Genomic DNA, 24015 nt, shown 5'->3' with positions numbered 1-24015 from the left:
GGAGATGGATACAATGAAAGCAGGAATTCATCCTAATTTCAAAAAAGCAACAGTTAAATGCGCTTGCGGAAATGAATTTGAAACAGGCTCAGTAAAAGAAGAGGTACGCGTTGAGATTTGCTCTGAATGCCACCCATTCTACACTGGCCGTCAAAAATTCGCTTCTGCTGATGGTCGTGTTGATCGCTTTAACAAAAAATACGGTCTTAAGTAATAATAGATTTCTCAACAGGCAAGCAGCAGTCTTGCCTGTTTTTTATATTGTCTAAAACACAGCTGGCAGAGAGAGGGGAGCGAAGCCTATGTACATAATGAAACAAAGCGGGTGGCTTGAGCTGATTTGCGGCAGCATGTTCTCAGGGAAATCTGAAGAGCTGATCAGAAGAGTGAAGAGAGCAACTTATGCCAAGCAGGAAGTCAGGGTATTTAAACCTGTAATTGATAACCGATACAGCGAAGCTGCTGTTGTCTCCCATAATGGAACATCGATGACGAGCTATGCCATTTCGTCTGCTGCGGACATTTGGGATCACATCAGTGAAAGTACAGATGTGGTTGCGGTTGATGAAGTGCAGTTTTTTGATCAGGAAATTGTTGAGGTTTTATCATCTCTTGCCGATAAAGGCTACCGTGTGATAGCAGCAGGCCTTGATATGGATTTTAGGGGAGAGCCGTTCGGTGTCGTCCCGAATATCATGGCGATTGCGGAAAGTGTGACAAAGCTGCAAGCCGTCTGTTCTGTTTGCGGATCACCGGCGAGCAGAACACAGCGCCTCATTGACGGCAAACCTGCTTCTTACGATGATCCGGTCATTTTGGTTGGTGCATCTGAATCATATGAAGCAAGATGCAGACATCATCACGAAGTCCCAGGAAAATCTAAAAAATAGTCCAAAACATGGGTATAAAGATAGAATGCACCGGCTAAAAACACCGGTGTTTTTTTTATATTCTGATAATATTCAATTAAAAAATTTAAATAAGTATATTAAAAAATTAAGTAATTTTCTTCCCTTGAATTTTGATTTTGACAGGCATACAATAGCTTACGTAATGTAAATAGTTTTGAGACATTGTTCGAATAATTGTCACAAAGTCGCATAAAGATCATGATCGGTCATATTTTAGATGGGTTATTACTTAACTTGGTTAACTATTTCAAGAAAGAAGGAGATTTGCTTGAATAACATAAAAAAAACGAAAGAAGGCCACTTAGAAACAACTCTTAGAGGAAAAGAAGTTTTATCTATTCCTACTTTAAATAAAGGCGTTGCTTTTTCACTAGAAGAAAGACAAGAACTCGGCTTAGAAGGGCTTCTGCCGCCAACTGTACTTTCTCTTGATCAACAAGCACAACGCGCGTACGAGCAATTCCAAGCGCAGCCTGACCGCCTTCGTCAAAATGTTTACTTAAGTGATCTTGCAAACCGTAACGAAGTTCTTTTCTATAAATTGCTGAAAAACCATCTTCGCGAAATGCTTCCTGTTGTGTACACGCCAACAGTTGGTGAAGCGATTCAGGAATACAGCCATGAATATAGAAGACCTCAAGGAATCTACTTGTCAATCGATAATATTGACGGTATTGAAAAAGCGTTTGAAAACCTTCATGCGACAGCAGGTGATATTGATCTTATCGTTGCTACTGACTCCGAAAGCATTCTCGGTATCGGTGACTGGGGTGTAGGCGGTATTAATATCGCAATCGGTAAATTGGCTGTTTACACTGCTGCAGCTGGTATTGACCCTAGCCGTGTTATCCCGGTTGTGCTTGATGTCGGTACGAACAACGAAAAACTTCTAAACGATCCTTTATATATTGGTAACAAGCATGAACGTGTTCAAGGTGAACGCTACGAAGCTTTCATTGACGCTTATGTAAAAGCTGCATTGAAATTCTTCCCTAAAGCGCTTCTTCACTGGGAAGACCTTGGCAACAAAAATGCACGTAACATCATGAAAAAATACAATCATGAAATCCTGACATTTAATGATGATATTCAAGGTACTGGCGCGATTACACTTGCAGGTGTGCTTGCCGCTATGAAGAAAACCGGCGCTTCTATTAAAGATCAGCGTGTTGTTATCTTCGGTGCTGGTTCTGCTGGTATCGGTATTGCTGACCAAATCCGTGACACAATGGTGCTAGCCGGATTATCTGAAGAAGAAGCTAACAAACGTTTCTACACACTTGATTACAGAGGCTTGCTGACTGAAGACATCGAAGGCATCCTTGATTTCCAAAAACCTTACCTTCGCAATGCGGATGAAGTGAAAGACTGGAAGCGCGATGAAAAAGGTCAAATTCCATTCGATGAAGTGGTTCGTCAAGCGAAACCAACGATCTTGATTGGTACTTCAGGGGTTTCAGGTGCATTCACAGAGGAAATTGTAAAAGAAATGGCATCTCACGTAGACCGTCCGGTTATCATGCCGATGTCTAACCCGACTCACCTTGCTGAAGCTGTTCCTGAAGATCTGTTCAAATGGACTGACGGAAAAGTGCTTATTGCAACAGGAAGCCCATTTGACAATGTAGAATACAACGGTGTTTCTTATGAAATCGGACAATCTAACAACGCATTCGCGTTCCCTGGTCTTGGACTTGGTTCAATTGTAGCTGAAGCGCGTATCATTACACCTGCTATGTTTGCAGCAACTGCTGATGCGATTGCTGAAATGGTTGATCTTGAAACACCTGGAGCAGGATTGCTTCCAAGCATTGATAAGCTTCAAGAGGTTTCTATCCAAGTTGCGATTGCCGTTGCTGAAGCAGCAATTAAAGACGGCGTGGCAAATCGTCAGCCTGAAGATGTGAAACAAGCGGTACTTGATGCAATGTGGACACCTGAATACAAAAAAGTCATCGCGAAATAATTAGCGAGTAAATTTTTCTGTCCGAGGGAAAGCTTTTTGTAAAGCTAAAGTATACGGACATAGGATTTGGAGGAGAATATTTTGAGCATCTTAGATATCTTAATCCTCCTGGCGCCGATCTTCTTTGTTATCGTGCTGGGTTGGTTTGCAGGACATTTTGGAAGTTATGATGCCAAGTCGGCAAAAGGGGTAAGTACGTTAGTAACGAAATACGCACTTCCAGCTCACTTTATCGCTGGTATTTTGACAACTTCCAGAAGTGAATTTTTATCACAAGTACCTTTAATGATTTCTTTAATTATTGGGATTGTTGGTTTCTATATCATCATTCTTTTGGTTTGCAGATTTATTTTCAAGTATGATTTAACGAACTCATCTGTATTTTCTTTGAACTCTGCACAGCCGACATTCGCATTTATGGGTATCCCGGTATTGGGAAGCTTATTCGGAGCGAATGAAGTTGCGATTCCGATCGCGGTCACAGGTATCGTGGTTAACGCGATTCTTGATCCTCTCGCGATCATTATCGCTACTGTTGGTGAGTCTTCTAAGAAAAACGAAGAGAGTGGCGACAGCTTCTGGAAGATGACAGGAAAATCAATCCTGCATGGTCTTTGTGAGCCGCTTGCAGCTGCTCCGTTAATCAGTATGATCTTAGTGCTGGTTTTCAATTTCACTCTTCCTGAGCTGGGTGTTAAAATGCTTGATCAGCTTGGAAGCACAACATCTGGTGTTGCTCTCTTTGCTGTCGGTGTTACCGTTGGTATTCGTAAAATTAAACTCAGTATGCCGGCTATCGGTATTGCGTTACTAAAAGTTGCGGTTCAGCCTGCGTTAATGTTCCTGATTGCTCTTGCTATCGGACTTCCAGCTGACCAAACAACAAAAGCAATCCTTCTTGTTGCATTCCCTGGTTCTGCCGTTGCAGCCATGATTGCGACTCGTTTCGAGAAACAAGAAGAAGAAACTGCAACTGCGTTTGTGGTCAGTGCGATTCTGTCATTGATTTCACTTCCAATCATTATCGCGCTTACTGCGTAACAAAAAAAGCTCCCTTTACGGGAGCTTTTTGCTTTAGGTTTGAAATTTGAACAGTGACAGCAGCGGTTTTTTTCTTGTTTTGGTTTTTTCAGAAGCAGCAGCGGTCTCGGGGATCGGCTGAGCGGTGAATTCTTTCATTTGTGAGGTCAGTGATTGCAGATCTGCAAGAATATCATCGATTTCTCTGCGGTGCTGAAGCAGCTGGTAAGATACACCTTCATCGGCTTTTTGTTTCAGCTGGCGTTCCAGTTCCGACATCCTTGCCATCAATTCGCTTTCGTCCTGCCTTTGCTGTAAAAGGGTGTCCAGCTTTTGTTCAAGCTGCTCGATTCTTCGTTCTGTGTCGCTACTTGTTTTTTGGACAAGGAAGCCTGTGCGCTTTTTAGCGCTTTTCGGCAGATGAATATCCTGAATCGCCGTGCCTTCAGAGATTTGTTTTTGAACGGATTTTAGAACCTTCACGTCTTCTGCCGTGAACGAATAGTGTCCGAGCTCATTGCGTTCGGCCGGAAGATTCAGCTGCTTCACCCACCGCTGCACCGTTTTTGCGGAGACGCCGAGTTCACTTGCTACCATATTTGTATTCATGATCCCATACCTCCTTTTAAGCTAGGTATTCGACCATAGAATGCGGTTCCCTTCCCGTTAGACAAAACAAGAAAAGATTCGGCAAAGAAAGTGGGTATCTCCTTTTTTTCTTCAAAAACTGTTATTGTTCATACAGTTCTAATGGAAGCTGGTCAGGATCAAAAAAGAAGGTGAAACGCTTGCCGGTCAGCGGATCTGTTCTGATTGGCTCTGTTTCGATTCCTTTTTCATGAAGCTCCTGAACCGCCTTATCCAAGCTGACGACTGTAAAGGCGAGGTGGCGCAGGCCTGCGGCTTCAGGCCGGGTTTGTCGTTCGGGCGGATCGGGAAACGAGAACAGCTCAATGACATACGAGCCGTTAAGCGACAAATCAAGCTTATAGGAGCAGCGCTCTTCGCGGTACGTTTCTTGAATCACCTGAAAACCAAGCTTATGTACGTAGAAAGCTTTCGACTTTTCGTAATCTGAACATATGATTGCAATATGATGTATGGATTTCAGCAACATCATCCCTCCTCGAATTCCAGTATAGCAGAGGGAGCTTTTCCAGCTGGGATTGAAATGCTTTTGACTGGGGTTAATCACTATACTATAATGAGAATGTTACGCACAGGAAAACAGAGGTGAAGACCGTGTTAGACCGTTTAAAATCAATTGAAGAACGATACGAGAAATTAAATGAGCTTTTGAGCGATCCAGAAGTAGTCAACGATCCGAAAAAGCTAAGAGAATATTCAAAAGAGCAATCTGATATACAAGAAACAGTTGACGTATATAGACAATACAGAGATGCGTCAGAACAGCTGGCTGATGCAAAAGCGATGCTTGAAGAGAAGCTGGACGCTGAGATGCGCGACATGGTGAAGGAAGAGATTTCTGAACTTCAGAAGGAAACGGAAACACTGTCCGAACGCCTGAAGGTGCTCCTGATCCCGAAAGATCCTAATGACGACAAAAACGTTATTATGGAGATCCGCGGGGCTGCGGGAGGCGAGGAAGCCGCTTTATTCGCGGGCAATCTGTACAGAATGTATTCCCGTTATGCTGAGCTTCAGGGCTGGAAAACAGAGGTCATGGAAGCGAATGTAACCGGAACGGGCGGCTACAAAGAGATCATCTTTATGATTACGGGAAGCGGCGCGTATTCTAAACTTAAATATGAAAACGGCGCCCACCGCGTGCAGCGTGTTCCGGAAACAGAATCAGGCGGCCGCATCCATACATCCACTGCAACAGTAGCATGTCTTCCTGAGGCAGAAGAGGTAGAGGTTGACATCCATGAGAAGGATATCCGTGTCGATACGTTTGCTTCAAGCGGACCGGGCGGACAAAGCGTTAACACAACAATGTCTGCGGTTCGTCTGACTCACTTGCCGACAGGTGTTGTTGTATCATGCCAGGACGAAAAATCTCAAATTAAGAACAAAGAAAAAGCAATGAAGGTTCTCCGTGCCAGAATCTATGATAAATTTCAGCAGGAAGCCCAGGCTGAATATGATCAAACACGGAAATCAGCAGTCGGATCTGGTGACCGCTCTGAACGTATCCGCACATACAACTTCCCGCAAAACCGTGTGACGGATCACAGAATCGGTTTGACGATTCAAAAGCTTGATCAGATTCTTGAAGGAAAACTTGACGAAGTGGTTGAAGCGCTGATTGTTGAAGATCAGGCAAGCAAGCTTCAGCAGTCGGAAGGTTAAGATGAAGACGATATTCGAAGCCCTGAAATGGGCTTCTTCTTATTTAACCGAAGCGGGAAGAGAAGAAAATGCAGCCGAGCTCCTATTGCTTTATGATACCGGAATGGAGAGAAGCAAACTGCTCGCAAGCTTACAGGAACCGATTGGTGAAGACGAGCTGTATCGCTTTAAGCGTCACGTTGAGATGCATAAAGAGGGCGTGCCGGTTCAATACATTATAGGAAAAGAGTTTTTTTATGGACGGGAATTTATGGTGAATGATGATGTGCTGATCCCGCGGCCGGAAACTGAAGAAGTTGTCTTTCATTTGCTTGAAAAATATCGGAGTGTCTTTTCTGAAGACGGCAAGCTCGAAGTTGTTGACGTTGGTACAGGGAGCGGCGCAATAGCCGTCACGCTTGCGCTTGAAAACCAAAACTTTTCTGTGTCGGCGGTCGATATTTCGAAAGAGGCGCTGCAAGTCGCCTCTGCCAATGCAGAAAAACTCGGTGCAAATGTGCGCTTTTATCAGGGCGATCTGCTTGAGCCTTTTATTAAGGCGGGAAAAAAAGCGGATATCATTGTCTCAAACCCGCCATATATTTCAGAGGAAGAAATGGCTGATCTATCGGAAATTGTCCGTTTTCATGAGCCGCTGCACGCGCTCACCGATGGCGGAGACGGGCTGAAATTTTATAAGCGGTTTATGGAAGACATTCCGCTTGTCATGAAGGATAAAGTATTTGTCGTTTTTGAAATCGGCTGGAAACAGGGAGTGGCGGTCAAAGACTTGATCCTCAAGGCGTTTAAGGGAGCGGAAGTGGAAGTGCTGAAAGATATTAATGGAAAAGACAGAACCATATGCGCTCTGATTCATAGAAATAAATAAGCAGCTTGCTGGCGAGTGAATGGATCAAGCTGTTTAACACCAGCAAAGGGGATGTAAACATGAAAAAGGCCCTGACAGCAGGAATCCTGCTCATTGCGATTGAGAGCATGATTGGCACCATTTTTCCGCAGGCTCTTTCATATGAAGCGATTTTTGGCGTTGCGTCTCTCGTTTTAGTGGGGCTCGCGATCATTACATCGGGTTTGGCTGTAAGCGGAAGCGATCAGCGGGCAAACTACCATTCAGAAACCAAAGAAGGCCGTACATCTCGCATGAAAATGGCGGCCGCTTTCTTTGTTGCGGCGATACCTTCCATTCTATGTTATTTGCTGACGATTTTGTTTTAATAAAAAAGGAAGCCTCTTAGGCTTCCTTTTTTTGCAGTAAAACAGAGTCCCATATCCAATAGATAAGAGCTGTTAATACAGCGAAAAGATAGAAGGCTGTATTTTGAAACAAAGATTGTCCCGAAGGCTGAAGCACGCCGAAAATGATCGCGTTGGCAATAAAAGCAGCGGCAAGGTAATACAGCAGATACAAAGGGCTGAACCGTTTCGGCTTTTTATTCATCATGATTTGAAGCGGCAGTGCGAAGATCAAATAAGGGAACAGAAAATAAAATGCCATTGTGATGAGAGCGGCAATGATAAATGAATGAATATAAATTACTGAATAAAGAACGGACATCGTGAATGCTGATAACAGCACTGTATAATTGTATTTCATCTTAAACCTCCTAAAACACTATCGTACCATAAATAAGATTAACAGCTTGCTAGATTTTTTTCACCCTGCACGTTTACCCCCGGCTCTCCTTGTCCATAATAGGGCTAGAAACAAAGCACGGAGAGGAACGGTGGGGACCGATGAAAAAAACAGTAATCATTTGTATATATATCTTTCTTTTACTATCTGGAGCGCTCGTAGGGCTGGCAAAAGAAGAGACGGCACAGAAATCGGAAAATCAGCCGGTGGTCATACCGGATCAGGCAATTCGTTTGAGAATATTGGCAAACAGCGATAGTGACCAAGATCAGCAATTAAAACGTCATATAAGAGACGCGGTGAATAAAGAAATCACAACTTGGGTAAAGGATATTACTTCTATTGAAGAAGCGCGTCGCGTGATTCGTTCAAAGCTGCCTGAAATCAAAGCGATTGCAAAGGAAACAATGGAGAAAGAAGGAGCGAATCAGTCGATATCTGTTGATTTTGACAAAATCTCGTTTCCGACAAAGCTTTACGGCAACATGGTATATCCTGCCGGTGAGTATGAAGCGATTTTGATTACGCTTGGAAACGGAGACGGAGCCAACTGGTGGTGTGTGCTGTTCCCGCCCCTCTGCTTTCTCGATTTTTCTAACGGGGAAGCCGTCAAAGAACAAGAAGATAAAGAAGCCTCAAAAAAGCAGACTGAAAAAGTGCTTGAGGACGTAACTGCTAAAGCGGAAAAAGCCAAAAAAGAAGAGAACGAAGAAAAAGAAGACGGCACAGAAGTGAAATTCTTTTTAGTCGAATGGATTTCCGATCTTTTTTCCTAATCATCTGGTCTAAAAATAGATTTGCCTCATAGATTGGAAGAAAGAACGCAAAAACGGGGTGAACGGATGTTTTATCAACTGCGGGTGGCAAGGGAAAAAGACGGAGATGTGCTCGAGGCATTTTTAAAACAGGCGAAAACCAGCTATGAAGGCGTGAAAGAAGGCTTCACTCAATTTCTTATGCTGGAGGACAGTGAGAAAAACATTGCCGGATGCCTCGGTATTGAAAAAATAAGCTGTGACCAGGGGCTGCTGCGATCACTTGTCATATCGGACAAGCTTCACCAAGGCCATATCGTCACGCTTTTTCAAAGCATGGAGGTGCTGTGCGAAAAGCATCAGATCAAAACCGTGTACCTAGTAGCAAATCAGCATTCCTCTGCGGATTTTCTGACGGCCATGGGTTTTGAAAGAGCTGATAGTGTACCGGAGGAGCTGTTTTCTTCTGATCACTTCTGTGAATCGCGGCAAACAGAAGGAGCCGTTTTGATGAAAAAAGCGTCTGGATAAGTGCAGTTTATACACACACTTATCCACTTCTTTATTAGCGTTGTCCACAATTTGTGGATAACGCTTGTTTTATTACAGGACATCTTTTATACTTTCAAAAGGATTACACGCGTAAAACAATCGTTTTATTGTTGTGAATAAGGAGTTTGGTCAGAAATGAAAACGAAAAGATGGTTTGTGGATGTAACTGACGAGTTATCCACAAATGATCCACAAATTGCACAAGCAGCCGCTTTGCTCCGAGAAAATGAGGTCGTTGCCTTTCCGACAGAAACAGTATATGGCCTAGGCGCAAACGCAAAAAATACGGATGCCGTCAAAAAAATATATGAGGCGAAAGGACGGCCGAGCGATAATCCCCTGATTGTCCACATTGCGGATATCAGCCAGCTTGAGGATTTAACGGGCCCAGCGCCGGAAAAGGCGAAAACATTGATGAAACGGTTTTGGCCGGGAGCACTTACGCTCATACTGCCTTGCAAACCTGGTGCGCTTTCACCTCGTGTAACGGCAGGTCTTGAAACGGTTGCCATTAGAATGCCGGATCATCCGCTTGCCCTTGCATTAATTCGCGAATCGGGACTGCCGATTGCAGCACCGAGCGCCAATCTATCAGGCAAGCCAAGTCCCACAAAAGCGGAGCATGTGGCACACGACTTGGATGGCCGCATAGCCGGTATTATGGATGGAGGCCCTACCGGAATCGGGGTCGAATCAACCGTGCTTTCATGTGCGGACGACATCCCTGTTCTCCTGCGTCCTGGCGGCATTACGAAGGAACAAATTGAAGCGGTGATCGGGCCGATTCATGTGGATAAAGGGCTCAGCGATCAAAACGAGAAGCCGATTTCTCCAGGGATGAAATATACACATTATGCGCCGACAGCGCCTCTTGCCATTTGTGAAGGCAGCCCAGAGCGCATTCAGCACCTCATTCAAGAATATCAACAGGGCGGAAGACGGGTCGGTGTCCTGACGACAGAAGAAAACGCGGGCGTTTATTCCGCTGATTATGTGAAGAGCTGCGGAAGACGGGCTCAGCTTGAGACTGTTGCGGCAGGGCTGTATGATGCTTTGCGCAGCTTTGATGAGAATAAGGTGGACTTTATTATTGCGGAATCCTTTCCGGACACAGGTGTCGGTCTTGCTATTATGAACAGGCTGATGAAAGCCGCCGGAGGAAGAGTGATTCGCTGAAAGCAGTCAGATGTTCTAACCCTTTTTGGACACGCATAGGCTAAAAAAGCGGGGCGTGTCCAAGGGGGTTATTTATGTATGTCGGATTTGTTTATAGGCGAACTGATTACATTAAGCATCATGGCGTTTGCTTTAGGGATGGATGCTTTTTCTGTCGGCCTTGGAATGGGCATGGTCAAACTTAGAAAGAAGCAGATATTCTATATTGGTTTCATCATCGGCCTCTTTCACGTCATCATGCCTCTCGCAGGGATGGCGGCCGGTAACATGCTGTCAGGGCTCCTCGGCGTGTTAGCGGTTTATATCGGTGGGGCGCTGCTTTTTGTTCTTGGGGTTCAAATGCTTATGGCCTCTTTTAAACAGTCAGAAGAACGATTCATGTCACCGGCAGGGCCGGGCTTATTGCTGTTTGCCATCGGCGTCAGCCTTGACAGCTTTTCCGTCGGCTTGAGCTTGGGGATATACGGCTCGCATCCGCTCCTCACAATTACCCTGTTCGGGCTGTTTAGCATGATGTTGACATGGCTGGGCCTGCTGGTCGGAAAACAAGTGCAGTCATGGCTTGGCACATACAGCGAAGCGCTCGGGGGCATCATATTAATCGTGTTTGGACTAAAGCTGCTTTTGCCAATTTAATATACCAATAAAAGAAACGAAGTCGCCGTTTCTTTTTTCTTCATATATAATAGAGAAAAATAAGGGGTGACTGACATGGATATTATTTTTGTCTGTACTGGAAATACGTGCCGCAGCCCAATGGCTGAGGCGCTTTTTAAATCAATTGCAGAAATGGAAGGGCTGAATGTCAATGTCCGCTCGGCAGGCGTGTTTGCTTCGCCTAATGGGAAAGCGACGCCTCATGCAGTCGAAGCGCTGTTTGAAAAACACATTGCCCTTAATCATGTGTCTTCTCCATTAACTGAAGAACTTATGGAATCGGCTGATTTGGTTCTGGCTATGACCCATCAGCACAAACAGATCATTGCCAGCCAATTTGGACGTTATCGTGATAAAGTGTTTACGTTAAAAGAATATGTTACAGGCAGCCATGGTGATGTCATCGATCCGTTCGGCGGCTCAATTGACATCTATAAACAAACGCGAGATGAGCTTGAAGAGCTTCTTCGGCAGCTGGCAAAACAGCTGAAAAAAGACCGTAGATAAGTTGTCAGAAAATCTGCAAACAGGTCATTTGCAAATCCTGCGTGAAGGAGTAGAATATAGTGAAAAGCACATCATATGGTGTGAATCAAAGAGCGGACAGGCTGCGCGGTCAATAAAGCGGGCGGGCCGCATCACACACGCTGGGAGGAAAAGCAGATGAAAGTAGCCATTGCATCGGATCATGGCGGCGTTCACATTCGAAATGAAATCAAAGAGTTAATGGACGAATTGCAAATTGAATATATTGATATGGGCTGTGACTGCGGCAGCGGCTCTGTCGATTATCCGGATTATGCTTTTCCGGTGGCCGAAAAAGTGGTTAGCGGCGAAGTTGACAGAGGCATTTTAATTTGCGGGACAGGCATCGGCATGAGCATTTCCGCTAATAAAGTAAAAGGGATTCGCTGCGCGCTGGCGCACGATACCTTCAGCGCGAAGGCGACGAGGGAGCATAATGACACAAACATCCTTGCGATGGGTGAACGGGTGATCGGACCTGGTTTGGCTCGGGAAATCGCAAAAATCTGGCTGACTACTGAGTTTACCGGGGGAAGACACCAAACGCGTATTGGAAAAATCTCAGATTATGAAGAGAAAAACCTGTAGGGGTGCTGTTTAATGAATGAGTTGAAACAAACGTGGAAGACGATGCTGTCTGAGTTTCAGGACCAAGCGGAATTGAAACAAGATCAGCTCTTCGTCCTTGGATGCAGCACGAGCGAAGTGGCCGGCAGCCGGATCGGCACATCGGGCAGTGTAGATATCGCTGAAAGCATCTACAGCGGACTTGCCGAGCTTCGGGAAAAAACGGGAATCCATCTGGCGTTTCAATGCTGCGAGCATTTAAACAGAGCGCTTGTCGTCGAAGCAGAAACAGCCAAGCTGTTCAGGCTTCCAACCGTTTCTGCCGTGCCCGTTCCAAAAGCGGGCGGCGCGATGGCGTCTTATGCGTTTAAGCAGATGAAGTCTCCTGTTCTTGTTGAAACCATTCAGGCTGACGCCGGAATTGATATAGGCGATACGTTTATCGGCATGCATCTGAAGCCGGTGGCTGTCCCTGTGCGTGTCTCTCAAAACAGCCTCGGTTCAGCTCATGTGACATTGGCGCGTACACGGCCGAAACTAATCGGCGGAGTGCGGGCGGTTTATGAGTGCGAATGAAAGGACTGCATAGCCAGTCTTTTCTTTTATTTTAAGACAGTGAAATAAATTCCGAACTTTAAATTAAATTTAAGTTATCAATATTCGTTTTTACCAATAAAAATTTAGATTTTTTAAAAATAATCTTTTACATCGGCCTTAAAAACCATGTACAATAGTGATGGTAAAAACAAAGAACAGGATACGGATAGGAGAGGATCTCGCTGATGAAACATTTACCTGCGCAAGACGAACAAGTGTTTAACGCCATTAAAAATGAGCGTGAACGCCAACAGACTAAGATCGAATTGATTGCTTCTGAGAACTTTGTAAGTGAAGCGGTTATGGAAGCACAAGGATCTGTTTTGACAAATAAATACGCAGAAGGATATCCGGGCAAACGCTACTACGGCGGATGCGAGCACGTCGATGTCGTTGAAGATATCGCCCGTGACCGCGCGAAGGAAATCTTTGGAGCGGAGCATGTAAACGTTCAGCCTCATTCAGGCGCGCAAGCAAACATGGCAGTGTACTTCACGATTTTGGAGCAAGGCGATACTGTACTTGGGATGAACCTCTCCCACGGCGGCCATTTAACACACGGAAGCCCAGTCAACTTCAGCGGTGTTCAATATAACTTTGTTGAGTACGGCGTAGATAAAGAAACTCAATATATTGATTACGATGACGTGCGTGAAAAAGCCCTCGCTCATAAACCGAAGCTTATCGTAGCAGGAGCAAGTGCGTATCCTCGTACAATCGACTTTAAGAAATTCCGTGAAATTGCTGATGAAGTCGGCGCTTACTTCATGGTGGATATGGCACATATCGCAGGACTTGTTGCGGCAGGCCTTCATCCAAACCCGGTTCCTTACGCTGATTTCGTTACAACAACAACACATAAAACACTTCGCGGTCCTCGCGGCGGTATGATCCTTTGCCGTGAAGAGTTTGGCAAGAAAATTGATAAATCGATCTTCCCTGGAATTCAAGGCGGCCCGCTGATGCACGTTATTGCCGCAAAAGCTGTTTCATTCGGTGAAGTATTGCAGGACGATTTCAAAACATATGCACAAAACGTCATTTCAAACGCGAAACGTCTGGCTGAAGCCTTAACGAAAGAGGGCATCCAGCTCGTTTCAGGCGGAACAGACAACCACCTTATCCTTGTTGACCTTCGTTCGCTCGGACTGACTGGTAAGGTTGCGGAGCATGTACTTGATGAAATCGGTATTACGTCTAACAAAAACGCGATTCCATATGATCCTGAAAAACCTTTCGTAACAAGCGGCATCCGTCTTGGTACAGCTGCTGTAACTAGCCGCGGTTTTGACGGAGACGCTTTAGAAGAAGTCGGTGCTATCATTGCGCTTGCATTGAAAAACCACGAAGACGAAGGAAAACTTGAAGAAGCAAGACAGCGTGTAGCTGCTCTGACTGATAAATTTCCTTTATATAAAGAATTAGATTATTAAGATCCTAAAACCCGCTTGGGCTTATGCCCGGCGGGTTTTTTGACGATGTTCTTGAAACTCAATGTCTTTTTTTGTAGAATCAATAGAAGTGTGTAATTGTTGATGGGACAATAAAAAAGGAGCTGAAACACAGTATGGGAAAGGTTTATGTATTTGATCATCCTTTAATTCAGCACAAGCTGACATATATACGGAATGAAAATACAGGTACGAAGGATTTTAGAGAGTTAGTAGATGAAGTGGCTACACTCATGGCATTTGAAATTACCCGCGATCTTCCTCTGGAAGAAGTGGATATCAATACACCGGTTCAGGCTGCGAAATCGAAAGTCATCTCAGGGAAAAAACTCGGAGTGGTTCCTATCCTCAGAGCAGGATTGGGAATGGTTGACGGCATTTTAAAGCTGATTCCTGCGGCAAAAGTGGGACATGTCGGCCTTTACCGTGATCCAGAAACCTTAAAACCCGTGGAATACTATGTCAAGCTTCCTTCTGATGTGGAAGAGCGTGAATTCATCGTGGTTGACCCGATGCTCGCTACGGGCGGTTCCGCAGTTGAAGCTATTCACAGCCTTAAAAAACGCGGTGCGAAAAATATCCGTTTCATGTGTCTTGTAGCAGCGCCGGAGGGTGTGGAAGAATTGCAGAAGCATCATTCGGACGTTGATATTTACATTGCGGCGCTAGATGAAAAATTAAATGAAAAAGGTTATATTGTTCCAGGTCTCGGAGATGCGGGTGACCGCATGTTTGGAACAAAATAAAAAATGAAATCCCCAAAAGGGGGTTTCATTTTTTTATCCAGTTTTTTGCTATTCGGTGAATCTGTATACAATTATAGGTGAAAATGTGAACATTCTGTGGAGACGTAAAGTATAAAAAGTTTTTTAACTTTAAACAGATTGACACATGTTAGGGGCTATTGTATGCTAAACGAGGGTATTATGAGAAGGTTTTCATAGCTTTCATTATAGTCCTCATCCTCAATGTAAATCCTCTCAGCAAACCCGTATTATGAGGATTTATTTAAGCGAATGAAACAGCATCCCTGCAAGGCTTGCGGATGAATGATTTTTTCGAACAGGCCCGTTTTGCCGGTCAAAAAAGGTCTTCTACTAAGGGTTAACCGCTGATTTTTGCCGTATCCAAGCTATACATTATTTTTTCATCAGGAGACAGATAATTGATGGACGATCCCAAGCTTACATTTAGCAGACAACGCAAATATTTATTGTTCATTTTGGCAGTGTATGTACTGGGTTATGGTTTAACAGCGTATAAAACCGTTTTTTTAGGCCTTATTCTGGGAACTGTTTTCAGTTTGTTTAATTTTTTACTGCTCGTCAGGAGAATGAATGCTTTTGACAGAGCTGTTGAGAAAGGAAAGTCCATACGATCTCTCGGGAGCGCAGCGCGGTGGTGCAATGCGATTCTTGCTGTGGCTGTTGCCTTTAAAAATCCCGAATATTTTCATATGGCAAGTACAGTTATTGGATTAATGACAATATACCCTGTCATTATGATAGATTCCTTTATCCAGCTTAAACGTTCATCAATGGAAGAGAGGTGAAAACCCTTTGAATCATGGTTACAGAACTATAGAATTTCTAGGTCTTACTTTTAATCTGACAAACATTCTGATGATTACTGTGGCGAGTGTGATTGTTTTATTGATTGCTATATTGACGACAAGAACGCTTTCGATCCGTCCCGGAAAAGCCCAGAACTTTATGGAATGGATTGTTGATTTCGTCCGCAATATTATTGGCAGTACAATGGATTTAAAAACAGGGGCTAACTTCTTGGCACTTGGTGTCACATTGCTGATGTACATATTTGTGTCGAATATGCTGGGGCTGCCGTTCTCTATTACAATCGGACATGAGCTCTGGTGGAAGTCTCCGACAGCCGATCCTGCCATTACATTAACGCTAGCCGTGATGGTTGTTGCTTTAACCCACTACTATGGTGTGAAGATGAAAGGGCTCAAGGAATATTCCAAAGACTATTTAAGACCTGTTCCATTCATGCTCCCGATGAAAATCATCGAAGAGTTTGCGAATACGCTGACTCTAGGTTTGCGGCTGTATGGTAACATCTTCGCCGGTGAGATTCTTCTCGGCCTGCTTGCGGGATTAGCAACAAGCCATTATTCGCAAAGCGTGGCTCTCGGTCTTGTCGGTACAATCGGTGCCATTCTGCCGATGCTGGCATGGCAAGCATTCAGTTTATTTATTGGTGCTATCCAGGCATTTATCTTTACAATGCTGACGATGGTGTACATGTCTCATAAAATCAGTCATGATCATTAAAACATTATATCCAAACGGATAACATTTTAAAGGAGGAACTTTTTCATGAATTTAATAGCAGCTGCGATTGCAATTGGTTTAGGCGCACTTGGTGCAGGTATTGGTAACGGTTTGATTGTTTCACGTACGGTAGAGGGGATTGCCCGTCAGCCGGAAGCAGGTAAAGAACTGAGAACTCTTATGTTCATGGGTATCGCATTAGTTGAAGCCCTTCCTATTATCGCTGTCGTTATCGCATTCTTAGCGTTCTTTGGCTAAGCATAAAAGCCTTATATGAACTAAAAATGGCGAAGATCATTCCAAGAGAACCTTCGCCATTGCTTTATGTCTGATAAGCATCCCGCCTTGCCGGCTGAAAAGAGACAAGTGCGGCTGCTGGATCAGCAAAGAAAAACCTGCAGAAGGGAGTTGCCGTAGTAGATGTCTCAATTACCACTTGAACTAGGATTGTCGTTTAACGGCGGAGATATCCTGTTCCAACTGTTAGCTATGTTAATCTTATTAGCGCTTCTGAAGAAATACGCTTTAGGGCCGCTATTAAACATAATGAAACAGCGTGAAGACCACATCGCTGGAGAAATTACGTCTGCTGAAGAAAAAAATAAAGAAGCGCAGCAGCTGATTGAAGAGCAGCGCGTTCTTTTAAAAGAAGCAAGACAGGAATCCCAAACTCTTATCGAAAACGCAAAGAAACTGGGAGAGAAGCAAAAAGAAGAGATTATTCAGGCTGCACGTGCAGAATCTGAACGTCTGAAAGAAGCAGCAAGAACTGAAATCGTGAAGGAAAAAGAACAGGCGGTTTCTGCTCTCCGTGAGCAAGTAGCGTCTCTTTCTGTCATGATTGCGTCGAAAGTGATCGAAAAAGAACTGGATGAACAAGCGCAAGAGAAATTGATCCAGGACTATCTTAAAGAGGTAGGAGAAAGCCGATGAGTGGATCAGCTGTCTCTAAACGATATGCATCAGCTCTTTTTGATATAGCCAATGAGTCCGCTCAGCTGAATCAAGTAGAAGAAGAGCTAACTGTTGTAAAACAAGTATTTCAAAATGAAAAAGCGCTTAATGATGTGTTGAACCATCCGAAGGTGCCGGCTGCGAAGAAAAAAGAGCTGATCCAAAATGCATTTGGCTCTTTGTCACAGTCCGTGCTTAATACGATTTTTCTTTTGATTGACCGCCATCGTGCCGCGATTGTGCCTGAGCTCACAGATGAGTTTATCAAACTCGCAAATGAGGCCCGTCAAACAGAAGACGCAATCGTATATTCAGTGAAACCGCTGACGGATGCGGAAATTTTACCATTATCACAAGTGTTTGCAAAAAAAGCCGGAGTCGCTTCACTGAGAATCAGAAATGAAGTGCAGACGGATTTAATAGGCGGCATTAAAGTCCGCATTGGAAACCGGATTTATGACGGCAGCGTAAGCGGGAAGCTTCAGCGCATTGAACGTCAATTAGCCGGGGAAAATCGATAGAAGGGGTGAAACCTAAGTGAGCATCAAAGCTGAAGAGATTAGCACGCTGATAAAACAGCAAATACAAAATTATCAATCTGATATTGAAGTTCAAGACGTAGGTACAGTCATCCAAGTCGGTGACGGTATTGCTCGTGTGCACGGCCTTGACAACTGTATGGCCGGTGAACTTGTCGAATTTTCAAACGGTGTTTTGGGTATGGCTCAAAACCTTGAAGAATCAAACGTAGGTATCGTCATCTTAGGACCTTTCAGTGAGATCCGTGAGGGAGACGAAGTAAAAAGAACAGGCCGCATCATGGAGGTTCCTGTTGGTGAAGAGTTAATCGGCCGTATTGTAAATCCGTTAGGCCAGCCGGTAGACGGACTTGGCCCGATCCTTACAAGCAAAACTCGTCCGATTGAGAGCCCTGCACCAGGCGTTATGGACCGTAAATCCGTTCATGAACCGCTTCAAACCGGTATCAAAGCGATCGATGCACTGATTCCAATCGGCCGCGGCCAGCGTGAGCTGATCATCGGTGACCGTCAAACAGGTAAAACATCTGTTGCGATCGATGCGATCCTGAACCAAAAAGACCAAGACATGATCTGCGTATATGTTGCGATCGGTCAAAAAGAATCAACAGTCCGCGGCGTAGTAGAAACATTGCGTAAACACGGCGCGCTTGATTATACAATTGTTGTAACGGCGTCTGCGTCACAGCCGGCACCGCTTCTGTACCTGGCACCGTATGCTGGGGTTACAATGGCAGAAGAATTTATGTACAGCGGCAAGCACGTTCTTGTTGTATACGATGATCTTTCTAAACAAGCGGCTGCTTACCGTGAGCTGTCCTTGCTTCTTCGCCGTCCGCCAGGCCGTGAAGCGTTCCCTGGGGATGTATTCTATCTTCATTCCCGTCTGCTTGAGCGTGCAGCAAAGCTTAGCGACGCGAAAGGCGCAGGATCAATTACAGCTCTGCCGTTCGTAGAAACACAAGCCGGAGATATCTCTGCTTATATTCCGACGAACGTCATTTCCATCACCGACGGACAGATCTTCCTGCAATCTGATTTGTTCTTCTCAGGCGTACGTCCAGCGATCAACGCCGGATTGTCTGTATCCCGTGTCGGCGGCTCAGCGCAAATCAAAGCGATGAAAAAAGTATCAGGTACTTTGCGTCTTGACCTTGCGTCATACCGTGAGCTGGAAGCATTCGCTCAATTCGGTTCTGACCTCGACCAAGCGACTCAGGCAAAACTGAACCGCGGTGCACGTACAGTTGAAGTGCTGAAGCAGGATCTGAACAAGCCGCTTCCGGTTGAAAAGCAAGTAGCCATTCTTTATGCGCTGACAAAAGGATATCTCGATGATATTCCTGTGGCGGATATCAGACGTTTTGAAGATGAGTACTACATGTACCTTGACCAAAACCATAAAGACCTGCTTGACGGAATTGCGAAAACAGGAAACCTTCCTGCTGATGAAGACTTCAAAGCTGCAATCGAAGGCTTCAAACGCACATTTGCACCAAGCAACTAACTCGAATGCTGATGAGAGAAAAAGGTTCTCTTTTTCTCTCTTTTTACGCAGATGAAGAGAAAAGGTGGTGAAATCTTTGGCCTCATTACGCGATATTAAGTCAAGGATCACGTCAACGAAAAAAACAAGTCAGATTACAAAAGCCATGCAGATGGTATCTGCGGCTAAGCTGAATCGTGCTGAAAACAATGCAAAATCATTTGTGCCATATATGGATAAAATCCAAGAGGTTGTGTCAAACGTCGGAAGAGTTTCCGGCAACGTAAAGCATCCGATGCTTCTCAGCAGAGAAGTGAAAAAAACGGCATACCTTGTCATTACGTCTGACCGCGGTCTTGCCGGCGCTTTTAACAGTTCGGTTTTACGGAGTGCTTATCAGGCCATGCAAGAACGTCATCAGTCTAAGGATGAGTATGCGGTGATTGCCATCGGAAGAGTGGGCCGTGATTTCTTTAAGAAACGGGAGATTCCGATCATTTCCGAGTTAACAGGACTAGGGGATGAAGTAACGTTTACAGAAATTAAAGATCTTGCCCGTCAAACGATCCAAATGTTTATAGACGGTGCGTTTGATGAATTGCACCTTGTTTATAACCATTTTGTCAGCGCCATTACTCAAGAAGTAACGGAGAAAAAACTTCTGCCGTTATCTGATTTGGGCAGCGGCGGCGGAAAAAGAACGGCGTCTTATGAATTTGAACCATCTGAAGAGGAGGTTCTGGAGGTTTTGCTTCCTCAATATGCAGAAAGCTTAATCTTCGGTGCGCTTCTTGACAGTAAAGCAAGTGAGCACGCTGCAAGAATGACGGCGATGAAAAACGCGACAGACAACGCGAAGGAACTTATCGATTCACTTTCGCTTTCTTACAACCGCGCTCGCCAAGCAGCCATCACACAAGAAATTACGGAAATTGTCGGCGGAGCAGCCGCTTTAGAATAGAAAGATTTTGTCAGGAGGGATAGCGATGAAGAAAGGACGCGTTAGCCAGGTATTAGGACCGGTCGTCGACGTGCGTTTTGAAGACGGTCACTTGCCTGAAATTTATAATGCGATTAAAATTTCACAGCCAGCTGCAAGTGAAAACGAAGTAGGTATTGATTTAACGCTTGAGGTCGCTCTTCATTTAGGTGATGATACAGTCCGTACAATCGCAATGGCATCTACAGATGGTGTTCAGCGCGGTATGGAAGCTGTAGATACAGGAGCGCCAATCTCAGTACCGGTTGGTGATGTAACACTTGGACGTGTATTTAACGTTCTCGGAGAAAATATTGATTTGAATGAGCCGGTTCCTGCGGATGCGAAAAAGGATCCGATTCACAGACAGGCGCCTTCATTCGATCAGCTTTCAACAGAAGTTGAAATTCTTGAAACAGGTATTAAGGTTGTTGATTTGCTTGCTCCTTACATTAAGGGCGGTAAAATCGGATTGTTCGGTGGTGCCGGTGTAGGTAAAACAGTATTAATCCAGGAATTAATCAACAACATCGCGCAAGAGCACGGCGGTATCTCTGTATTCGCCGGCGTAGGAGAGCGTACTCGTGAAGGGAACGACCTTTTCTACGAAATGAGTGACTCTGGCGTAATCAACAAAACAGCCATGGTATTCGGACAAATGAACGAGCCGCCGGGCGCACGTATGCGCGTTGCTTTGACAGGCCTTACAATGGCTGAGCACTTCCGTGATGTACAAGGACAGGACGTACTGTTCTTCATCGATAACATTTTCCGTTTCACACAAGCGGGTTCAGAGGTTTCAGCCCTTCTTGGCCGTATGCCTTCAGCGGTTGGTTATCAGCCGACGCTTGCAACTGAGATGGGTCAGCTCCAAGAGCGTATCACGTCTACGAACGTTGGATCAGTTACATCTATCCAGGCGATCTACGTGCCTGCCGATGACTACACTGACCCGGCGCCGGCGACAACGTTCGCTCACTTGGATGCGACAACAAACCTTGAGCGTAAATTAACTGAAATGGGTATTTACCCTGCGGTTGATCCGTTGGCATCTACATCACGCGCCCTTGCTCCTGAAATTGTCGGAGAAGAGCATTATGCGGTTGCGCGTGAAGTACAGTCAACGCTTCAGCGTTACAAAGAGCTTCAAGATATCATTGCGATTCTCGGTATGGATGAATTAGGCGAGGAAGACAAACTTGTCGTTCACCGCGCACGCCGAATCCAGTTCTTCCTTTCTCAGAACTTCCACGTGGCTGAACAGTTCACTGGACAAAAAGGTTCTTACGTGCCTGTAAAAGAGACGGTACAAGGCTTCAAAGAAATCTTAGCCGGTAAATACGACCATCTTCCAGAAGATGCGTTCCGTCTTGTAGGCCGTATCGAAGAAGTTGTTGAGAAAGCAAAAGAAATGGGTGTAGAAGTTTAATCTGGTCCTAGGAGGGTAAAAGCATGAAGACCGTTAAAGTCAATATCGTTACTCCCGACGGCCCAGTATACGATGCGGATATCGAAATGGTGAGTGTGAGAGCCGAAAGCGGCGATCTCGGTATTTTGCCAGGCCATATTCCTACCGTGGCTCCTCTTAAAATCGGCGCTGTCCGTCTGAAAAAAGACGGGCAGACTGAAATGGTTGCCGTCAGCGGCGGATTTGTCGAAGTCCGTCCTGATCAGGTCACTATCCTTGCCCAGGCTGCCGAGACAGCAGAAGGCATCGATAAAGAGCGCGCTGAAGCTGCACGCCAGCGGGCGCAGGAGCGTTTGAATTCTCAATCAGATGATACTGACATTCGTCGGGCTGAGCTTGCGTTACAGCGGGCTTTGAACAGATTGGATGTAGCAGGGAAATAAGAAAAAATCCTTCTCATAAAGAGAAGGATTTTTTTATGAACGAACAAGAGAATCAAACAGCGACAGCAGCGGGCGATCCTCTTTTTGGCGCAGGTATAAACCATCACAGGCATTCATTGTATGCCACGATTTGCGATGTCTTCTAAAGCCAAGTGTATAAGCGCCGTCTTTATAGGGATAAGGTTTTACAACCCATTCAGCATCTTCATGGCGGGCAATCACGCAATCTATAAGATAAACACTGATCATTTTCTCGAATTCTTCAATAGGAAGATTCCAATCAGCAAGCAAAAGCTCTTGTATACTTTGAAAATAAAGGTTTTCAAGCTCTTCAAGGCTTTCTCTCGTATAGGTAAGAGAAATGTTAAAAAACTGACACAATTCATTCAGTTCTTCAATCTGTGACTGTCTATAATCATAATAGAATGCAATTGCTTCCCATTCCTGATCAAAAATTGGCAGGTCCTCACTATATTGCTTTTCAGGCTGAAAAAAAGAATGATTCACATTTGCCAGCTCCTTTCCAATAAAGTATACCATGTAAAAGAATCGCACTTTAAGCGGGGATTAGCCCTAGATTTGGCTGATTATTCCGTTCTGTATAAAATGTATCATCTTTATCTGTGCTTCTTATATAATAAGAAAGGGTATGAACGCAGAGAAAGGAGTGTAATAGATGAGTGTATTGGGACAGCAGGCTGCAATCGGCATTGTCGTTCACCTGATTTTTATAGCAGTGACTTGGTGGGCGTTGCAAGCCGTCAATATAGATCCGTTAATCAAAAAAGGCAAAGTCGTGCAGGCAAGACTCCTGATGATTTTGCTGACAATCGCCATTGGAACGGCCGTTGCCAATTTCTTTTTAGATTACCTCAATTATTCACAGCAGCTTCCCTATCTATTTTAATAGGTTTTGAACATTATTATCATTAAATGGTTGGGAGAAGCGGGTTGAGGCGAATAGCTCGAGTTTTGACGAAGATTTTTACGTATGGCGCCTCTTGCCTCCGGTAAAACTGGGGATAAGGGGGAGAGATGAACATGAAGAAAAAACAAGTAAGCCACGCTATTATCATTTCCGTCATGTTAAGCTTCGTCATTGCTGTTTTCCATACCATTCATGCGAGTGAATTAACGCCGTTAGCACAAATGGCAGAGGGGATGGAACGCCAAGATGTGTCAATAGATAAGTGGACATTGCATGCAAAACAAAACATGTCACTGACCGAGAAAGAATTTTATCAAAAAGTGCAACGTTTAAAATCAGAGTATCGTCAATATGATTGGGTGATTGCACGGGAAGATAAAGTCGTAAAGGCAATTGGCACATATACTGACAAAAAAAATCGTACTTCTTTTAGACTGCAGCTTGTCACAACCCTCAAAAAACACAATCCAACTTCGTATTTATTATATGAGCAAATGAGTCTAGAGACACCGGATAGCTGGAATGATACATATGAACAGTTTGAACGGGAGACACTTGGGATATTCCAAGAAAAAGTAGTTATTTTTACTTGTCTAAATGGTCACTTAGATGATAATATGAATATTGTTTTGCAAAAAAAAGCAAATCAGTTATTAAATGAATTTCAAGCAAGATCAGTAGAACATGTAGTTGAGCCAAATTTCGTTTCTATTTCTGCGTTTACAGATGAGTGGGAAGAGTACATTATGACCTCGAAACATAAAATGAATTTGCAAATTGCACTTAGAAGTGCAGGAATGGGCGGAAAACATACCGTTACGGTTGGCACACCAATCGTTACGACTGAATATTAATATAGAG

General features: G+C 44.5%; 31 protein-coding genes. 27 read left to right on the top strand and 4 right to left on the bottom strand.

Annotated elements, in window-relative coordinates; translation table 11 throughout:
• Window positions 1–13: 13 nt before the first annotated feature.
• The 4 genes from rpmE to CW370_RS11665 all read left to right on the top strand — a co-directional run bounded on the left by rpmE (window position 14) and on the right by CW370_RS11665 (window position 3918).
• Entirely contained in the window at window positions 14–214 is a 201-nt protein-coding gene (gene rpmE, locus CW370_RS11680; RefSeq protein ID WP_003151132.1) for a 50S ribosomal protein L31, read from the top strand.
• Window positions 215–302: 88 nt separating this feature from the next.
• Window positions 303–890: a thymidine kinase gene (locus CW370_RS11675; RefSeq protein ID WP_024572668.1), complete on the top strand. Its 588-nt coding sequence runs from the start codon at window positions 303–305 to the stop codon at window positions 888–890.
• A gap of 289 nt (window positions 891–1179) precedes the next feature.
• Entirely contained in the window at window positions 1180–2877 is a 1698-nt protein-coding gene (gene malS, locus CW370_RS11670) for an oxaloacetate-decarboxylating malate dehydrogenase (RefSeq protein WP_003244309.1), read from the top strand.
• 81 nt (window positions 2878–2958) lie between these two features.
• Complete coding sequence (locus tag CW370_RS11665) at window positions 2959–3918, top strand: AEC family transporter (protein WP_003242497.1); 960 nt, start codon at window positions 2959–2961, stop codon at window positions 3916–3918.
• A 33-nt stretch (window positions 3919–3951) separates the two neighbouring features.
• Here the strand turns inward: CW370_RS11665 and racA are convergent, their stop codons facing one another.
• Window positions 3952–4506, bottom strand: coding sequence for a chromosome-anchoring protein RacA (gene racA, locus CW370_RS11660; RefSeq protein WP_015251007.1), 555 nt, complete (start codon window positions 4504–4506; stop codon window positions 3952–3954).
• Between the two features lie 121 nt (window positions 4507–4627).
• Complete coding sequence (gene gloA2, locus CW370_RS11655; protein ID WP_029878457.1) at window positions 4628–5014, bottom strand: SMU1112c/YaeR family gloxylase I-like metalloprotein; 387 nt, start codon at window positions 5012–5014, stop codon at window positions 4628–4630.
• A 125-nt stretch (window positions 5015–5139) separates the two neighbouring features.
• On the opposite strand from gloA2, the gene prfA reads away from it, so the two are divergent.
• From prfA to CW370_RS11640, 3 genes are read left to right on the top strand one after another with little or no spacing between them, the layout of a single operon-like run.
• Window positions 5140–6210, top strand: a complete 1071-nt coding sequence (prfA, locus tag CW370_RS11650; protein ID WP_003227645.1) for a peptide chain release factor 1 — start codon at window positions 5140–5142, stop codon at window positions 6208–6210.
• Window position 6211: 1 nt separating this feature from the next.
• A complete protein-coding gene (prmC, locus tag CW370_RS11645) occupies window positions 6212–7078 on the top strand; it encodes a peptide chain release factor N(5)-glutamine methyltransferase (RefSeq protein ID WP_024572670.1) in 867 nt (288 codons plus the stop codon).
• A gap of 59 nt (window positions 7079–7137) precedes the next feature.
• Window positions 7138–7425, top strand: coding sequence for a DUF5316 family protein (locus CW370_RS11640; RefSeq protein ID WP_003244050.1), 288 nt, complete (start codon window positions 7138–7140; stop codon window positions 7423–7425).
• A gap of 16 nt (window positions 7426–7441) precedes the next feature.
• On the opposite strand, the gene CW370_RS11635 is transcribed toward CW370_RS11640, so the two are convergent.
• Window positions 7442–7804: a UPF0715 family protein gene (locus CW370_RS11635; protein ID WP_014478265.1), complete on the bottom strand. Its 363-nt coding sequence runs from the start codon at window positions 7802–7804 to the stop codon at window positions 7442–7444.
• A gap of 140 nt (window positions 7805–7944) precedes the next feature.
• Between CW370_RS11635 and spoIIR the strand changes: the two genes are divergently transcribed.
• The 18 genes from spoIIR to CW370_RS11545 all read left to right on the top strand — a co-directional run bounded on the left by spoIIR (window position 7945) and on the right by CW370_RS11545 (window position 22226).
• Window positions 7945–8619 (top strand): stage II sporulation protein R, encoded by a 675-nt coding sequence (spoIIR, locus tag CW370_RS11630; RefSeq protein ID WP_003227654.1) that lies wholly within the window; start codon window positions 7945–7947, stop codon window positions 8617–8619.
• Window positions 8620–8685: 66 nt separating this feature from the next.
• Window positions 8686–9129, top strand: a complete 444-nt coding sequence (locus CW370_RS11625) for a GNAT family N-acetyltransferase (RefSeq protein ID WP_015714871.1) — start codon at window positions 8686–8688, stop codon at window positions 9127–9129.
• A gap of 156 nt (window positions 9130–9285) precedes the next feature.
• The gene (locus CW370_RS11620) at window positions 9286–10326 is read left to right on the top strand and encodes an L-threonylcarbamoyladenylate synthase (protein WP_015251011.1); all 1041 of its coding nucleotides are present in this window, start codon (window positions 9286–9288) and stop codon (window positions 10324–10326) included.
• Between the two features lie 78 nt (window positions 10327–10404).
• Window positions 10405–10962, top strand: a complete 558-nt coding sequence (locus tag CW370_RS11615) for a manganese efflux pump MntP (RefSeq protein ID WP_003227661.1) — start codon at window positions 10405–10407, stop codon at window positions 10960–10962.
• A gap of 75 nt (window positions 10963–11037) precedes the next feature.
• On the top strand, window positions 11038–11490 hold the full coding sequence (gene prpB, locus CW370_RS11610) for a protein arginine phosphatase PrpB (RefSeq protein WP_014481190.1): 453 nt from the start codon (window positions 11038–11040) through the stop codon (window positions 11488–11490).
• A gap of 156 nt (window positions 11491–11646) precedes the next feature.
• Window positions 11647–12096, top strand: coding sequence for a ribose 5-phosphate isomerase B (rpiB, locus tag CW370_RS11605; RefSeq protein WP_003221910.1), 450 nt, complete (start codon window positions 11647–11649; stop codon window positions 12094–12096).
• A 12-nt stretch (window positions 12097–12108) separates the two neighbouring features.
• Window positions 12109–12651: a TIGR01440 family protein gene (locus CW370_RS11600; protein ID WP_003227667.1), complete on the top strand. Its 543-nt coding sequence runs from the start codon at window positions 12109–12111 to the stop codon at window positions 12649–12651.
• A gap of 206 nt (window positions 12652–12857) precedes the next feature.
• Window positions 12858–14105: a serine hydroxymethyltransferase gene (glyA, locus tag CW370_RS11595; protein WP_003227669.1), complete on the top strand. Its 1248-nt coding sequence runs from the start codon at window positions 12858–12860 to the stop codon at window positions 14103–14105.
• Between the two features lie 134 nt (window positions 14106–14239).
• Window positions 14240–14869, top strand: coding sequence for a uracil phosphoribosyltransferase (gene upp / locus CW370_RS11590; RefSeq protein ID WP_003227670.1), 630 nt, complete (start codon window positions 14240–14242; stop codon window positions 14867–14869).
• Between the two features lie 422 nt (window positions 14870–15291).
• On the top strand, window positions 15292–15675 hold the full coding sequence (gene atpI / locus CW370_RS11585; protein ID WP_024571492.1) for an ATP synthase subunit I: 384 nt from the start codon (window positions 15292–15294) through the stop codon (window positions 15673–15675).
• A gap of 7 nt (window positions 15676–15682) precedes the next feature.
• Window positions 15683–16417, top strand: coding sequence for a F0F1 ATP synthase subunit A (gene atpB / locus CW370_RS11580; RefSeq protein ID WP_003242621.1), 735 nt, complete (start codon window positions 15683–15685; stop codon window positions 16415–16417).
• A 45-nt stretch (window positions 16418–16462) separates the two neighbouring features.
• Window positions 16463–16675 carry a F0F1 ATP synthase subunit C gene (gene atpE, locus CW370_RS11575; protein ID WP_003151167.1) on the top strand — a complete coding sequence of 71 codons (213 nt, stop codon included), beginning with the start codon at window positions 16463–16465 and terminating at the stop codon, window positions 16673–16675.
• Window positions 16676–16837: 162 nt separating this feature from the next.
• Window positions 16838–17350 carry a F0F1 ATP synthase subunit B gene (atpF, locus tag CW370_RS11570; RefSeq protein ID WP_003244051.1) on the top strand — a complete coding sequence of 171 codons (513 nt, stop codon included), beginning with the start codon at window positions 16838–16840 and terminating at the stop codon, window positions 17348–17350.
• Entirely contained in the window at window positions 17347–17892 is a 546-nt protein-coding gene (locus tag CW370_RS11565) for a F0F1 ATP synthase subunit delta (RefSeq protein ID WP_003227679.1), read from the top strand. Before atpF ends, CW370_RS11565 begins: the two co-directional genes overlap by 4 nt.
• A 16-nt stretch (window positions 17893–17908) precedes the next feature.
• A complete protein-coding gene (gene atpA, locus CW370_RS11560) occupies window positions 17909–19417 on the top strand; it encodes a F0F1 ATP synthase subunit alpha (RefSeq protein WP_003227681.1) in 1509 nt (502 codons plus the stop codon).
• Window positions 19418–19493: 76 nt separating this feature from the next.
• Window positions 19494–20357 carry an ATP synthase F1 subunit gamma gene (atpG, locus tag CW370_RS11555; RefSeq protein ID WP_003244388.1) on the top strand — a complete coding sequence of 288 codons (864 nt, stop codon included), beginning with the start codon at window positions 19494–19496 and terminating at the stop codon, window positions 20355–20357.
• Between the two features lie 25 nt (window positions 20358–20382).
• Window positions 20383–21804 (top strand): F0F1 ATP synthase subunit beta, encoded by a 1422-nt coding sequence (gene atpD, locus CW370_RS11550; protein WP_003227686.1) that lies wholly within the window; start codon window positions 20383–20385, stop codon window positions 21802–21804.
• Window positions 21805–21827: 23 nt separating this feature from the next.
• Window positions 21828–22226 carry a F0F1 ATP synthase subunit epsilon gene (locus CW370_RS11545; protein WP_014478254.1) on the top strand — a complete coding sequence of 133 codons (399 nt, stop codon included), beginning with the start codon at window positions 21828–21830 and terminating at the stop codon, window positions 22224–22226.
• A gap of 33 nt (window positions 22227–22259) precedes the next feature.
• On the opposite strand, the gene CW370_RS11540 is transcribed toward CW370_RS11545, so the two are convergent.
• Window positions 22260–22733 carry a hypothetical protein gene (locus CW370_RS11540; RefSeq protein ID WP_024571493.1) on the bottom strand — a complete coding sequence of 158 codons (474 nt, stop codon included), beginning with the start codon at window positions 22731–22733 and terminating at the stop codon, window positions 22260–22262.
• 169 nt (window positions 22734–22902) lie between these two features.
• On the opposite strand from CW370_RS11540, the gene CW370_RS11535 reads away from it, so the two are divergent.
• The gene (locus tag CW370_RS11535) at window positions 22903–23133 is read left to right on the top strand and encodes a DUF1146 family protein (protein ID WP_003227691.1); all 231 of its coding nucleotides are present in this window, start codon (window positions 22903–22905) and stop codon (window positions 23131–23133) included.
• A gap of 134 nt (window positions 23134–23267) precedes the next feature.
• Window positions 23268–24008 carry a YwmB family TATA-box binding protein gene (locus tag CW370_RS11530; RefSeq protein WP_024571494.1) on the top strand — a complete coding sequence of 247 codons (741 nt, stop codon included), beginning with the start codon at window positions 23268–23270 and terminating at the stop codon, window positions 24006–24008.
• Window positions 24009–24015: the final 7 nt, after the last annotated feature.

This window comes from Bacillus sp. SN32 (assembly GCF_002837495.1).
GTDB lineage: Bacteria > Bacillota > Bacilli > Bacillales > Bacillaceae > Bacillus > Bacillus subtilis.
The sequence above is the reverse complement of the archived record's forward strand: the minus strand, read 5'-3'. Positions and strand labels throughout refer to the sequence as shown.

Excerpts from the sequence above, each read along its gene's own strand:
- rpiB (WP_003221910.1), top strand. The coding sequence starts at position 11,647 with ATGAAAGTAGCCATTGCATCGGATCATGGCGGCGTTCACATTCGAAAT.
- atpF (WP_003244051.1), top strand. The coding sequence starts at position 16,838 with ATGTCTCAATTACCACTTGAACTAGGATTGTCGTTTAACGGCGGAGAT.
- CW370_RS11615 (WP_003227661.1), top strand. The coding sequence starts at position 10,405 with ATGTCGGATTTGTTTATAGGCGAACTGATTACATTAAGCATCATGGCG.
- prmC (WP_024572670.1), top strand. The coding sequence starts at position 6,212 with ATGAAGACGATATTCGAAGCCCTGAAATGGGCTTCTTCTTATTTAACC.
- glyA (WP_003227669.1), top strand. The coding sequence starts at position 12,858 with ATGAAACATTTACCTGCGCAAGACGAACAAGTGTTTAACGCCATTAAA.
- gloA2 (WP_029878457.1), bottom strand. The coding sequence starts at position 5,014 with ATGTTGCTGAAATCCATACATCATATTGCAATCATATGTTCAGATTAC.
- CW370_RS11545 (WP_014478254.1), top strand. The coding sequence starts at position 21,828 with ATGAAGACCGTTAAAGTCAATATCGTTACTCCCGACGGCCCAGTATAC.
- prpB (WP_014481190.1), top strand. The coding sequence starts at position 11,038 with ATGGATATTATTTTTGTCTGTACTGGAAATACGTGCCGCAGCCCAATG.
- CW370_RS11565 (WP_003227679.1), top strand. The coding sequence starts at position 17,347 with ATGAGTGGATCAGCTGTCTCTAAACGATATGCATCAGCTCTTTTTGAT.
- CW370_RS11625 (WP_015714871.1), top strand. The coding sequence starts at position 8,686 with ATGTTTTATCAACTGCGGGTGGCAAGGGAAAAAGACGGAGATGTGCTC.
- atpI (WP_024571492.1), top strand. The coding sequence starts at position 15,292 with ATGGACGATCCCAAGCTTACATTTAGCAGACAACGCAAATATTTATTG.
- upp (WP_003227670.1), top strand. The coding sequence starts at position 14,240 with ATGGGAAAGGTTTATGTATTTGATCATCCTTTAATTCAGCACAAGCTG.
- CW370_RS11600 (WP_003227667.1), top strand. The coding sequence starts at position 12,109 with ATGAATGAGTTGAAACAAACGTGGAAGACGATGCTGTCTGAGTTTCAG.
- CW370_RS11620 (WP_015251011.1), top strand. The coding sequence starts at position 9,286 with ATGAAAACGAAAAGATGGTTTGTGGATGTAACTGACGAGTTATCCACA.
- CW370_RS11635 (WP_014478265.1), bottom strand. The coding sequence starts at position 7,804 with ATGAAATACAATTATACAGTGCTGTTATCAGCATTCACGATGTCCGTT.
- CW370_RS11640 (WP_003244050.1), top strand. The coding sequence starts at position 7,138 with ATGAAAAAGGCCCTGACAGCAGGAATCCTGCTCATTGCGATTGAGAGC.
- atpD (WP_003227686.1), top strand. The coding sequence starts at position 20,383 with ATGAAGAAAGGACGCGTTAGCCAGGTATTAGGACCGGTCGTCGACGTG.
- CW370_RS11535 (WP_003227691.1), top strand. The coding sequence starts at position 22,903 with ATGAGTGTATTGGGACAGCAGGCTGCAATCGGCATTGTCGTTCACCTG.
- spoIIR (WP_003227654.1), top strand. The coding sequence starts at position 7,945 with ATGAAAAAAACAGTAATCATTTGTATATATATCTTTCTTTTACTATCT.
- CW370_RS11530 (WP_024571494.1), top strand. The coding sequence starts at position 23,268 with ATGAAGAAAAAACAAGTAAGCCACGCTATTATCATTTCCGTCATGTTA.
- rpmE (WP_003151132.1), top strand. The coding sequence starts at position 14 with ATGAAAGCAGGAATTCATCCTAATTTCAAAAAAGCAACAGTTAAATGC.
- racA (WP_015251007.1), bottom strand. The coding sequence starts at position 4,506 with ATGAATACAAATATGGTAGCAAGTGAACTCGGCGTCTCCGCAAAAACG.
- CW370_RS11675 (WP_024572668.1), top strand. The coding sequence starts at position 303 with ATGTACATAATGAAACAAAGCGGGTGGCTTGAGCTGATTTGCGGCAGC.
- atpE (WP_003151167.1), top strand. The coding sequence starts at position 16,463 with ATGAATTTAATAGCAGCTGCGATTGCAATTGGTTTAGGCGCACTTGGT.